Genomic DNA, 12268 nt, shown 5'->3' with positions numbered 1-12268 from the left:
GTCTAGCGATCGGTGTCGGACGCGCCGATCGCTCGCACACGCGCCAAGGCCTTGCCCGGCCCGGGCGTCGCGAGCGCGCGAGTGATCGCTTCGTCGAAATCGCCGTTTTCGACCGCCAGCCTCTGCCGGTCGAGAAAGGACTTGAAATCGTCCGGCGCGATATCGTTCACCTCTCGGCCGTCGAGTCGGATCGTCTCACCGTTCAGCCGCAGCTCGAAGGACAGACCTTCGCCGTCGACCTTGGCGAGGCCGTCCGACCCCTCGGCGGGGAAATTGGACCGGCCCGGTTCCGCCCCCTCGATCGCCGCGATCAGTTCGGCGCGCGCTGCGGTCAGATCGTGCCCGACCCCGCCATCGGCATCGTCGGGGGTAGCGGCTGCAATCAGATCGTCTGCGGGCATGTCATCCTCCATCTCTGCATGGCTAACGCCCCGGTGTCGGAAAAGTGGCGTAGGTGACGGCGAAATCATCCGCGTTGCCTGTGCATGGAGTAAGTCCCGCCGGTCGCGAGTCGGCGGCCATTTCACCGCGTTCGCCGCAGCTCGCCGCCGCCTGTCGGCAAGCGAATCGATCATTGTTTCCGCGTGCCGCGCCGACTGTTCGTCCCGGCGCATCGCCATTGTATACCAATACAGTAGGATATACTTTTGAACTTGGGGAATGTGATGCCAGCGTCGCTGTCTCTCGGCGTCGGTGGGTCATGATCCTCGAACGACAGGAGAGGCGCGATGGGTTCTTTTGCACCGCACGAAGCCGTTCGACCGACGATCCTCACCGTGCCGGGCTTGGGTGGGTCGGGCCCATCGCATTGGCAGACCCTGTGGGAGGCATCGCTGCCCGGCGTGGTGCGGGCCGATCTGGGCATGTGGAACACGCCGCATCGCAACAGCTGGGTGACGAAGCTGGACGAGGCGATCCGACAGGCGGGTGCGCCGGTCATCCTGGTCGCGCACAGCCTGGGGTGTCTGGCGGTGGCGTGGTGGGCGCAGCTCAGTCCGCAACCCTATGGCTGGCCCGTCGCCGGGGCGCTGCTGGTCGCGCCGGCGGATGTCGACCGCGCAGGTGCCCCCGGCGAATTGACCGCGCTCGCGCCGAGCCCGCGGACGCCGCTGCCGTTTCCGTCGTTGCTGGCCGCCAGCACCGACGATCCCTGGATCACGCGCGACCGTGCGCATAGCCTGGCGGCGGAGTGGGGCAGTCATTTCGTCGATATCGGCAATGCCGGCCATATCAACGCCGCCAGCGGGATCGGGCTGTGGCCGGAGGGTCTAGAATTGCTCGACCGCGTCGTCGCCGCGGCGGGTGATGGCGCGGGGCGGGCACCGGGGGTGGGCGATGCGCGCGCGATCCTGGCGCGGCGCGCTGAGCAGCCGCGGTTTGCGGGGGCGAAGGCGATCGGCCCGTGGCGTTCGGACCGGGCTTCGGCACTCTCGATGGATTGGCATGGTCGGGTAGAATAAGCGCGTCGGCCGGCTACCGCGGATAGAGAAACGCCCGGGTCGGCTGGATGCCGATCCGCTGCCCTTGTCGAAGACCATCGCCGTTCGGCATGTCGATCTCGACTCGCCGATCCTGGCCCGCCACCTCACCCTCGATGCGAACGCCACCGCCGCGTTGGCGGATGCTGGCGATCGTGATCGGGATCGCATCCGCGTCGTTCGACAACGCGACATCGTGCGGCCGAAAGCAGAGATCGGCCGCACCGTCCGCGGGTACCGGTCCCGGCAGCGACAGCGTCCGGTCTCCCAAAATCGCCCGGCCGCCGGCGATGTCCAACGAAATGCAGTTCGCCTCGCCGACGAAATCGAAGACGAACGCGCTGGCGGGGCGGGCGTAGATGTCCGCGGGCCGATCGATCTGTTCGATCCGACCCATGCGCATCACGACCACCCGGTCCGCGAGTTCGAGCGCTTCGTCCTGATCGTGCGTGACGAAGACCGAAGTCAGCCCCATGCGCTCGTGCAGTTCGCGCAGCCAGCGACGCAGGTCCTTGCGGACCTTCGCGTCCAGCGCGCCGAACGGCTCGTCGAGCAGCAACAGCCGTGGATCGACCGCGAGCGCGCGCGCGAGCGCCACCCGCTGCCGCTGCCCGCCGGACAGTTGCGAGGGATAGCGCGTGCCGAGTTCACCCAGCTGGACCAGGTCGAGCAGTTCCCGTGCTCGCGCGGCGATCGCAGTCCGGCTCGGCCGGTCGCGCCGCCGCCGCACGGTCAAACCAAATGCGACATTGTCCGCCACCGTCATATGCTGGAACAGCGCATAATGCTGGAATACGAAGCCGATCCGGCGATCCGCGACCGCCTTTCGGGTCACGTCCTCGCCATCGAAATGCACGCTGCCGGTATCGGGAAATTCCAGCCCGGCCATGATCCGAAGCAGCGTCGTCTTGCCCGACCCCGACGGGCCGAGCAGCGCGAGAAACTCGCCCGGCTGCGCCGCCAGATCGATCTGCCGAAGCGCGTCGACCGTGCCGAACGCCTTTCCGACGGCTTTGAGGGCGATGCTCATAAATGCCCCCGTCCGCCGATATCGTAACGCCATTCGAGCACGCTCTTCACGACGAGCGTGACGAGCGCCAACAGCGCGAGCAGCGACGCGACCGCGAACGCGGCGGCGAAGCTGTATTCATTGTACAGCACCTCTACCTGCAACGGCATCGTGTTGGTTTCGCCGCGGATATGCCCGGACACGACCGATACCGCGCCGAATTCGCCCATCGCCCGCGCATTGCAAAGCAGCACGCCGTACAGCAGCCCCCAGCGGATGTTGGGCAAGGTCACGCGCCAGAACATCTGCCACCCGCCCGCGCCGAGCGACAGCGCCGCCTCCTCCTCACCGCGGCCCTGTTCGGCCATCAGCGGGATGAGTTCGCGTGCGACGAAGGGAAAGGTCACGAAGATCGTCGCCAGCACGATGCCGGGTACAGCGAACACGATCCGGACATCGTGGCTGACCAGCCACCCGCCGAACCAGCCCTGCGCACCGAAGATCAGCACGTACACGAGCCCAGCGACGACCGGCGATACGGAGAAGGGCAGGTCGATCAGGCTGATGACGAATGCCTTGCCGAGAAAGTCGAACTTCGTCAGCGACCAGGCCGCGGCAAGACCGAACGCGACGTTCACCGGCACGCTGATCGCGGCCACGAGAAGGGTCAGCCAGATCGCCGAGCGGGCATCGGCGTCGGCGATCGCAGCGACATAGGCGTCGAACCCCTTCGCCAGCGCCTGGACGAAGACGAGGATGAGCGGCAGCAGGAGGATGAGCGCGAGATAGGCGAGCGCGATGCCGATCAAGACCGGCCGCGCACGCCGGGGCCGCGACAGGGTCATGTCGCGCTCCGCCGCCGCATCCAGACCTGCAGCCCGTTGATGACCAGCAGCATCGCGAAGGATGCCGCCAGCATGATCGTCGCGATGGCGGTGGCAGCCGCATAATTATATTGTTCGAGTTCGCTGACGATCATCAACGGTGCGATTTCGGACACATAGGGCATGTTGCCGGCGATGAAGATCACCGATCCATATTCGCCGATGCCGCGCGCGAAGGCGAGTGCGAACCCGGTGAGCAACGCCGGCAGGATCGACGGTAGGATCACCCGGCGAAACGTCTGGAACGCGCTCGCGCCAAGCGTCGCGGCGGCTTCCTCGACGTCCTTCGCGAGGTCGGCCAGCACCGGCTCCACCGATCGAACGACGAAGGGCAGGCCGATGAACAGCAACGCGACGACCACACCCACGGGCTTGAACGCGATCTGGATGCCGAGCGGCACCAGCAGCCGCCCGATCCAGCCATTGGGGGCATAGAGCGCGGTCAGCGCGATTCCCGCCACAGCGGTCGGCAAGGCGAAGGGCAGATCGACCAGCGCGCTGACCACGCGGCGCGCAGGGAAGCGGTAGCGGACCAGGACCCAGGCGACGAGCAGACCGAAGGCGGTATTCACGCCTGCCGCCAGGAACGCCGCACCGAAGCTCAGCCGGTACGCCGCCACCGCCCGCGCGGAAAAACCGACCGCGACGAACGCGCCCCAGCTGAGCCCCGCTGCGCGCACGAACAATGCCGACAGCGGGATCAGGACGATGAGACACAGCCACACCATGCTGAACCCGAAGGTCAGGCCGAATCCCGGCAACAGGGCGCGTCGCCGCCGGGTCGGCAAGTGCCAGCGTCGCGGCAATGTCGTGACTGGCATCCGCGCGTCCTGGTTAGAGATTAATGCTTCAGCCCCGCATAGATTTTGTCGAACACGCCGTCATCCGCGAAATAGCGTGCCTGCGCCGCCTTCCAGCCGCCGAAATCCTTGATCGTGACGAGATCGAGTTTCGGGAAGACCTTCGCATATTTCGCCGCGACCTGCGGATCGCGCGGGCGGTAGTAGTTTTTCGCGATCAGTTCCTGACCCTGCGGCGTGTACAGGAAATTCAGATAGGCATTGGCGACGGCGGTCGTGCCGTGCTTCGTCGCATTGCCGGCAACCAGCGCGACCGAGGGTTCGGCCAGGATCGATATCGACGGGATGACGACGTCGAACTTGCCCCCGCCCGTTTCCTTCTGCGCGAGAAACGCCTCGTTCTCCCATGCCAGCAGCACATCGCCGATTCCGCGTTCGACGAAGGTCGTCGTCGCCCCGCGCGAGCCTGAATCGAGCACCGGCACATTCGCGATCAGTTTCGTGACATAGGCCTGCGCGGCAGTCTCCGATCCGCCTGCCTTGCGACCGTAAGCCCAGGCCGCGAGGAAGTTCCAGCGCGCGCCGCCGCTGGTCTTCGGATTGGCGGTGATGACCTGCACCCCCGGCTTCGTCAGATCGCCCCAGTCGTGGATCCCCTTGGGGTTGCCCTTGCGCACCAGCAGCACGACCGTCGAGGTGTAGGGCGCGCTGTCGTCGGGGAGCGCGGTCTGCCAGTTCTTCGGGATCAGCGTCGTCTTGTCCGCGATCGCATCGACGTCATAGGCGAGCGCCAGCGTGACGACATCCGCCGCCAGCCCGTCGATCACCGCGCGCGATTGCTTGCCGGAACCGCCGTGGCTCAGCTTGATCGACACGTCCTGGCCATGATCCGCCTTCCACTTCGCGGCGAAGGCGGCGTCGACGTCCTTGTAGAGTTCGCGCGTCGGGTCGTAGCTGACGTTGAGCAGTTCGACCGGGCCCGTCGTCTTCTGCGCGGTCGAATTCTGCGACGCGCTGCCCCCCGGCGAGCATGCGGCCACCATCATCGCAGTCAATGCCGCTATCGATCGCGCCGGCCGCGCTTGAGTCCCGTTCGCCATTCGTGCCTCCCTTGGTCGATCGTCGGCGAACCTATCGGCATTCGGGCAAGCGGCAACCAAGATCGGCGCGCGGTCCGCCGCAGTTTTTCTACTTGCGCTTCGGCCGAAACAAAAGACGCGGCGGAGGTTGCATTTTGCCGGGCCGGAGCCGAGCATCCTCCGATCGGGGCGGGCCGGTCATGGTCGCCATCCAAGAGGAGTAGCAATGATCGTCGGATATACCAGAACGCTTGTTTCGTTGCGCGCGACGGCATTGGGATCGATCCTGGCGGCGGTGGCGATCGCCTCGCCGATAAGTCAGGCGGCGGGGCAGTCCACCGGCCAGATCGTCTCGCAGCCCGCGCGCGACGTCGGCATCGCCAAGACGACGATCCCGCCGCTGCTCGTGAAAGTCAGCCAAGATCCCTACACCACCGATGGCACGAGCAGTTGCGCGCAGATTTCGTCGGCGATCGCCGCGCTGAACGGCGTCATCGGTCCCGATTTCTCGTCGTCCCCGGCAAGGAACAAGAAAAACATGGCGAAGATCGGCGGGTCGGCGGTAGTGAATTCGCTGATCCCCTTCCGTGGGATCGTCCGTGCGGTCAGCGGAGCGAGTGCGGCGGAACAACGCCAGAATGCTGCGATCGATGCCGGCATTGCGCGTCGGGGGTTCCTGCACGGGCTGCAGATCGCGCGCAGATGCCGCTGACCGCGCGACCTGCCTGACCCGCCGTCCGAGGGGCGCGAACCTCACCCTGTCGCCCGTGCTGCCCAATCCGAAAGTACGCCATGATCCGTTCCGTGCTGCTGCTTGCGCTCCTGTCCGCCACCGCCGCCACCGCGCAAGTGGTACCCGAGGTGGTGGGGCCGTCGCGCGTCTTCACCCCGCGCGATGTCTTCTCGCTGGCGCAGGCGACCGATCCGCAAATCAGCCCGGACGGCAAGCGGATCGCCTATACCCGCGCATCGGGCGACATCATGATCGATGCCGATCGCCGCGAGATCTGGCTGATCGACGTGGCGAGCGGCCGGCAGACCCCGCTTGGCGTCGCGGGCAGCTCGCGCCCGCGCTGGTCGCCGGACGGCACGCGGCTGGCCTTCACCGCGCATGCCGATGGACAGAAACCGCAAATCTACGTTCGCTGGATGGAAACGGGGACGAGCGCCGCGATCACCGCGCTGCCCGAAAGCCCGGCGGACATCGCCTGGTCGCCCGACGGGCGGATGATCGGCTTCACCATGTTCGTTCCTGGCGACGGCAGCAAGCTCGGCGCGTCGATCGCGAAGCCCGACGGCGCGAAATGGGCGGAGCCGCTGAAGATCATCGGCCAGGTCCATTACCGCGCGGACGGGGCGGGGTATCTGCGGCCCGGCTACAATCACGTCTTTGCGGTCTCCGCGGACGGCGGCGCGGCGCGGCAGCTGACGTTCGGCGCGTATGACGACGGCCGCAATGTGGACTGGACCGCGGACGGGCGGCACCTGCTGATCGCGACCAACCACGGCAAGGACCCGGAGCGCGACCCGCTGAATTCGGACGTCTTCACGGTCGATGCCGATACCGGCGCGCTGCACCAGCTGACGACCCGTGCGGGGCCGGACGAACAGCCGGTGGCGTCGCCCGACGGGCGGCTGATCGCGTATGTCGGGTTCGACGACAAGCTGCTGGGATACCAGAACCACGTCCTGTCGGTGATGAATGCGGACGGCAGCGGCACGCGCGTGCTGACCGCCGGGCTGGACCGCGATGTCGGCGATCCGATCTGGTCGGGCGACGGGCGATCGATCATGGTCAAATATACCGACCACGGCGTGACCAAGGTCGCGCGGGCCGGCCTGGACGGCAGCATCTCCACCGTCGCGTCGGGGCTGGCGGACGGCGAACTCGACCGGCCCTATTCCAGCGGCGAGTTCACCGTGTCGAAGGGCGGCATTGTGGCGTTCACGATCGGCGACGCGACGCATCCCGGCGATATCGCGGTCGTCGGGCGAGGCGGGGCGGTGCGCCGGCTGACCGATCTCAACCGCGAATTGTTCGCCGGCAAGACGCTCGGCACCGTCGCGCCGATGCCGGTTACGTCTTCGGCGGGCAAGCTGCCGATCGATGCGTGGATGGTGACGCCGCCCGTTTTCGATCCGACGCGCCGATACCCGATGATCCTAGAAATCCATGGCGGTCCGTTCGCCAGCTATGGCCCGATCTGGTCGACCGACGATCAGCTCTACGCCGCCGCCGGCTATGTCGTCGTCTACGCCAATCCGCGCGGATCGACCTCCTATGGCGAGGACTTTGCGGATCGTATCCATCACAATTATCCCAGCGAGGATTATGACGACCTGATGAGCGTCGTCGATGCCGCGATCGCGGGCGGGCATGTCGATCCGAATGCGCTGTTCGTGACCGGCGGGTCGGGCGGCGGCCTGCTCACCGCCTGGATCGTAGGGAAGACCGACCGGTTCAAGGCTGCGGTGTCGCAGAAGCCGGTCATCAACTGGGCCAGCGAGGTGCTGACCACCGACGACTATACCGCGATGGCGCGTTACTGGTTCGGCAAGATGCCATGGGAGGATCCCGAGCAATATTGGCGCCGTTCGCCGCTCAGCCTCGTCGGCAACGTGAAGACCCCGACCGCGGTGATGGTCGGCGAGGAGGATCACCGCACTCCGCCGAGTGAGTCGGAGCAATTCTACGCCGCGCTACAGCTACGGTCGGTCCCGACCGTCCTGATCCGCGTGCCGAGCGCGAGCCATGGCGGGCTGGCCGATCGGCCGTCGCAGCTGGTGGGGGAGAATGCGGCGATCCTGGCGTGGTTCGATCGCTATCGAGGAAAGTAACTGCGCCTCTCAGAAGAGCGGCAATGACCTTCCGACCAAAACCGCGCTAAAGCAACCGTTCATCCGATACGGTTCAAGGGTGTCTTCTCGACAGACAGGAAAAGCCATGTTCCGAGTCGTTGCCCTTTGCGTGATGGCGCTGGCCATCGCCGGTCCCGCGACCGCCGCACGCCCCGATCCCGCCGCGCGGCTGGCCTGGGCGAACCGGCTGACCTGGGGGATGATCCCCGATTTGCCCTCCGGCGATCAGCCCGGTTCGGATCGCTGGCTCGCCGCGCAATTGGCGATGACGGACGTGACGCTTCCCCCGGCGGCGGCGCAGCAGGTGGCCGCATTGCGCATCAGCCGGGAACCGCTCGCCGCGCTGGTCGTCGAGGAGGATGCAGCCAACCGCGCCGCCAATACACTGACCGATCCGGTGCAGAAGAAGGCGGCGCGCGACTCGTACCAGCAATCTATGAACGCGCTGGCGGACGAGGCACGCACGCGATCGATCCTGCGCGACCTTTATGCACCGGACCAGCTACGTGAACAGATGACGTGGTTCTGGTTCAACCATTTCAACGTCCAGGCGGGCAAGCGCGACGTGCGGGCGATGGTCGGCGATTACGAGGATACGATCCATGCCCATGCGCTCGGCCGGTTCCGCGACCTGCTGTCGGCGACGCTGCACCATCCGGCGATGCTGCGCTATCTCGACAACGACCAGAACGCCGCGGGGCGAATCAACGAGAATTACGCGCGCGAGATCATGGAGCTGCATTCGATGGGCGTCGGGTCCGGCTACAGCCAGGCCGACGTGCAGGAGCTGGCGCGGATCCTGACCGGGGTCGGGATAAACCTGAAGCCGGATGCGCCGAAGCTGAAACCGGCGTGGCAGCCGCTGTACGTCCGCGCCGGCCTGTTCGAGTTCAATCCGGCGCGGCACGATTTCGGCGACAAGCACTTCCTCGGCCACACGATCAAGGGGTCGGGGCTCGGCGAGGTCGACCAGGCGCTGGACCTGATCGCGCGCTCTCCCGCGACCGCGCATCATGTGTCCGAGCAACTCGCGACCTATTTCATGGGCGACGCACCGCCCGCCGTAACCATCGACCGGATGGCGGCGACGTTCCAGCGCAGCGACGGCGACATCGCGGCAGTGGTGCGGACTATGGTACGATCCCCCGAATTCGCCGCTTCGCTCGGCCGTACCTTCAAGGATCCGGTGCATTACGCCGTGTCCGCGGTGCGGCTGGCCTATGGCGACCGCGTGATCCTGAATGCGCAGCCGGTGATCGGCTGGATGAATCGGATGGGCGAAGGGCTGTATAACCACGAGACGCCCGACGGCTATTCGATGGCCTCCGCCGCCTGGTCGGGCCCGGGGCAGCTTGCGACCCGGTTCGACATCGCGCGCCAGATCGGCGGCGGCGCGTCGGGGCTGTTCCGGCCGGTCGGCGCGACCGCGGACCAGCCGGCCTTTCCCCAGCTGCAGAACGCCCTATATTATGAAGGATTGTCGGCAAGCCTGACGCCGACCACGAAGCAGACGTTGACCCAGGCGACTTCGCCGCAGGAATGGAACGCCCTGTTCCTCTCCTCCCCCGATTTCATGCGCCGATAACGACGAACCGGTAATCGCAAAGGAGCATCGTTCCATGCATATACCCCATTTTCATCGCCGCGATCTGCTGGTCGGAGCAGCCGCCCTGGCACCGATGGTCGTCGCCGGGCGCGCCTTCGCGGCACCTCAGGCGGGCAGCAAGCTGCTCGTCGTGTTCCTGCGCGGCGCATATGATGCCGCCAACATCGTCGCCCCGACGGGCAGCGATTTCTATCATCAGGCGCGTCCGACGATCGCGCTCGGCAAGCCCGATCCGGCCGATCCGAAGGCCCCGCTGCCGCTCGATGCGGACTGGAGCCTGCACCCTGCGCTGAAGGACAGCATCTATCCGCTGTGGCAAAAGGGCCAGGTCGCGTTCGTGCCGTTCGCCGGCACCGACGACATGAGCCGCAGCCATTTCGAGACGCAGGACACGATCGAACTGGGTCAGCCGGTCGGCGGCCACCGCGACTACGGATCGGGGTTCATGGCGCGGCTGGCGGGTGTGCTCGGGCGCGACGATCGGCCGATCGCATTTACCGACCAGCTGCCGCTGTGCTTTCGCGGCGGCACCGATCCGATCCCCAACCTGGCGATGGCGAATGTCGGCAAGCCGATCGACGCGCGCCAGGCCAAACTGATCGAGACGATGTATGCCGGTCAGCATATCGGGACGAGCGACCTCGGCCGGTCGGTGACCGAAGGCTTCGCGGTGCGCGACACCGTGTTCCACACGCTCGACGAGGAGATGAAGGCGGCGAGCCGCGGCGCGGTCAGCGCGCGCGGTTTCGAATTGTCGGCGCAGCGGATCGGCGTGCTGATGCGCCAGCAGTTCAACCTGGCGTTCGTCGATGTCGGCGGGTGGGACACGCATGTGAACCAGGGGAATGCGACGGGCTATCTGTCCGACCGGATCGGCGAACTCGGCCGCGGATTGGCGGGCTTCGCCGACTCGATCGGACCCGATGCCTGGCGAACGACGACCGTGGTCGTCGTGTCCGAATTCGGCCGCACCTTCCGCGAGAATGGCGACAAGGGCACGGATCATGGTCATGGCAGCGTCTATTGGGTGATGGGCGGCGGCGTGTCGGGAGGTCGGATCGCAGGCGCGCAGTCCGCGATCACCGCGGCGACGCTTAACCAGGGCCGCGACTTGCCGGTGCTGACCGATTATCGCGGGCTGGTCGGCGGATTGGTGAAGCGTCAGTTCGCACTCGGCCCGACGCAGCTGACGGCGCTGTTCCCGCGTGCCGATCCGATCGATCTTCGTCTGCTCTGACGCCGACGATCAGGCGGCGAAGAGCGATCCCGAAAAACTGTCCGCGCAGCTTTGCGCGAACGCATGGCTTGCTTGACCGAGCTTGATGACGCCCGCGCTGTCATCGAACACCACGTCGCCGACCACCAGCAGAACCAGGATGAGCGCCAACGCTTTCATGCGCCCACCATAGCGGCCAGACGTTAACGAAAGATATCGGCGCCCTGCCTGTGCCGGAGACGTTTCACGTCAGTGATGGAACAGCAGATACAGCACCAGGATGACCGGGATCGGCACGCCTACCAGCCACAATATGCACCCCTTGCCCATCGTCGATTCCTCGTGATTGTCGGACCGACGTAACGATCATCCGAATGCGTCGGTTCCGGCGGTGCCCGCGCCCGGCGAAGACGCCGCGCCGGTCAGTGGATTTCCGTACCGCTTTCGGTCCAGGTGATCCGGATATTCACCCAACTGCCGACCAACCGCTTGCCGCCGATTCGCGGGGGACGGACGAGGAACTGCCACGCGGCCTCGCGCAGCGACCGTGCATAGCCCGACCCCAAAGGCGATTCGCCGATCGTCCGGCAATTGTCGACATGGTAGTTTTCGATGGTCCGGCACGCGATCTCGCCCCAGCCGACCGGCGGCGCATTCGCCGGCAGGTAATGAACCAATTCGGCATGCGACGGTTCGCGGTACCATTCGACGTTATAGTAACGCTGCCCGCCCGGGCCCGCGCCGGGGCCGTAAGCCGCGGCGCTGTCCTTGCCCGATCCCTCGTCCGATCCCTCGCTTTCGCTCGGTGCGTTGTGGATCTTGCCGACGTCGCTCGCCGCGAACAGCGATCGGTCGCCGAACAGCGACATGTCGACGGGCGGCGGCGGATTTTTCGCGGGCGGCGGCGGGGTGGGCGTGGTCACGTGCGCGACGCGGCCGCTGGTCGCCTGCTTCACCTTGGTCACTGCCTTGGCCTGCGTCTTGGGTTTTTCCCGGTTGTCCGCATCGGGGATCATCTGGAAGGAGACCGGATTGCGGACCTCCGGTTTCTTGGGTTCCAGATAGGGCGTGAGCCGCAGCAGGAAGAAGAAGATGAGCAGGTGCGCCGCGATCGTGAGCGCGAGCGATGCCGCGCGTCGCCGCTTGGAGGCTCGATTCGGATCGAAAGGCTGGGCATACGCCGACGGCATCGGCGACGCCGCTACGACGGGCGCTGGTGCGCTGCAACAGAATCGAGGGCGATCGATACTCTTTGCGAACCAATTATGCCCCCCTACGATGTAACCCATGTATTATGATGTCGAAGCGATGACCGAACCGTCATTTTCGTTGCCGGT

12 protein-coding genes are annotated in these 12268 nt (G+C 66.2%); 5 read left to right on the top strand and 7 right to left on the bottom strand.

Going from position 1 to position 12268, the window contains the following annotated elements; genetic code table 11:
- Window positions 1-2: 2 nt before the first annotated feature.
- Window positions 3-401 (bottom strand): hypothetical protein, encoded by a 399-nt coding sequence (locus HUU99_RS03390; protein ID WP_174285172.1) that lies wholly within the window; start codon window positions 399-401, stop codon window positions 3-5.
- A 327-nt stretch (window positions 402-728) separates the two neighbouring features.
- Here HUU99_RS03390 and HUU99_RS03385 point away from each other — a divergent pair, with 327 nt between their 5' ends.
- A complete protein-coding gene (locus HUU99_RS03385) occupies window positions 729-1460 on the top strand; it encodes an RBBP9/YdeN family alpha/beta hydrolase (RefSeq protein ID WP_174285171.1) in 732 nt (243 codons plus the stop codon).
- Between the two features lie 13 nt (window positions 1461-1473).
- On the opposite strand, the gene HUU99_RS03380 is transcribed toward HUU99_RS03385, so the two are convergent.
- Genes HUU99_RS03380 through HUU99_RS03365 form a run of 4 tightly spaced genes read right to left on the bottom strand, consistent with a single transcriptional unit; the run spans window position 1474 to window position 5271 of the window.
- On the bottom strand, window positions 1474-2508 hold the full coding sequence (locus HUU99_RS03380) for a sulfate/molybdate ABC transporter ATP-binding protein (protein ID WP_174285170.1): 1035 nt from the start codon (window positions 2506-2508) through the stop codon (window positions 1474-1476).
- Complete coding sequence (gene cysW, locus HUU99_RS03375) at window positions 2505-3332, bottom strand: sulfate ABC transporter permease subunit CysW (protein ID WP_174285169.1); 828 nt, start codon at window positions 3330-3332, stop codon at window positions 2505-2507. Before cysW ends, HUU99_RS03380 begins: the two co-directional genes overlap by 4 nt.
- Window positions 3329-4192, bottom strand: coding sequence for a sulfate ABC transporter permease subunit CysT (gene cysT, locus HUU99_RS03370; protein WP_174285168.1), 864 nt, complete (start codon window positions 4190-4192; stop codon window positions 3329-3331). Before cysT ends, cysW begins: the two co-directional genes overlap by 4 nt.
- A gap of 20 nt (window positions 4193-4212) precedes the next feature.
- Window positions 4213-5271: a sulfate ABC transporter substrate-binding protein gene (locus tag HUU99_RS03365; protein WP_254602891.1), complete on the bottom strand. Its 1059-nt coding sequence runs from the start codon at window positions 5269-5271 to the stop codon at window positions 4213-4215.
- Between the two features lie 205 nt (window positions 5272-5476).
- Between HUU99_RS03365 and HUU99_RS03360 the strand changes: the two genes are divergently transcribed.
- The 4 genes from HUU99_RS03360 to HUU99_RS03345 all read left to right on the top strand — a co-directional run bounded on the left by HUU99_RS03360 (window position 5477) and on the right by HUU99_RS03345 (window position 10952).
- Window positions 5477-5962, top strand: a complete 486-nt coding sequence (locus HUU99_RS03360; RefSeq protein WP_174285167.1) for a hypothetical protein — start codon at window positions 5477-5479, stop codon at window positions 5960-5962.
- 80 nt (window positions 5963-6042) lie between these two features.
- Window positions 6043-8088, top strand: a complete 2046-nt coding sequence (locus HUU99_RS03355) for an alpha/beta hydrolase family protein (protein WP_174285166.1) — start codon at window positions 6043-6045, stop codon at window positions 8086-8088.
- Window positions 8089-8194: 106 nt separating this feature from the next.
- Window positions 8195-9694, top strand: coding sequence for a DUF1800 domain-containing protein (locus tag HUU99_RS03350; protein WP_174285165.1), 1500 nt, complete (start codon window positions 8195-8197; stop codon window positions 9692-9694).
- A 34-nt stretch (window positions 9695-9728) separates the two neighbouring features.
- Entirely contained in the window at window positions 9729-10952 is a 1224-nt protein-coding gene (locus HUU99_RS03345) for a DUF1501 domain-containing protein (RefSeq protein WP_174285164.1), read from the top strand.
- Between the two features lie 9 nt (window positions 10953-10961).
- On the opposite strand, the gene HUU99_RS03340 is transcribed toward HUU99_RS03345, so the two are convergent.
- A complete protein-coding gene (locus tag HUU99_RS03340) occupies window positions 10962-11111 on the bottom strand; it encodes a hypothetical protein (protein WP_174285163.1) in 150 nt (49 codons plus the stop codon).
- A 242-nt stretch (window positions 11112-11353) separates the two neighbouring features.
- Window positions 11354-12121 (bottom strand): hypothetical protein, encoded by a 768-nt coding sequence (locus tag HUU99_RS03335; RefSeq protein WP_174285162.1) that lies wholly within the window; start codon window positions 12119-12121, stop codon window positions 11354-11356.
- Window positions 12122-12268 lie beyond the last annotated feature (147 nt).

The sequence above is a fragment of the Sphingomonas bacterium genome (assembly GCF_903642285.1).
Lineage (GTDB): Bacteria > Pseudomonadota > Alphaproteobacteria > Sphingomonadales > Sphingomonadaceae > Sphingomonas.
The sequence above is the reverse complement of the archived record's forward strand: the minus strand, read 5'-3'. Positions and strand labels throughout refer to the sequence as shown.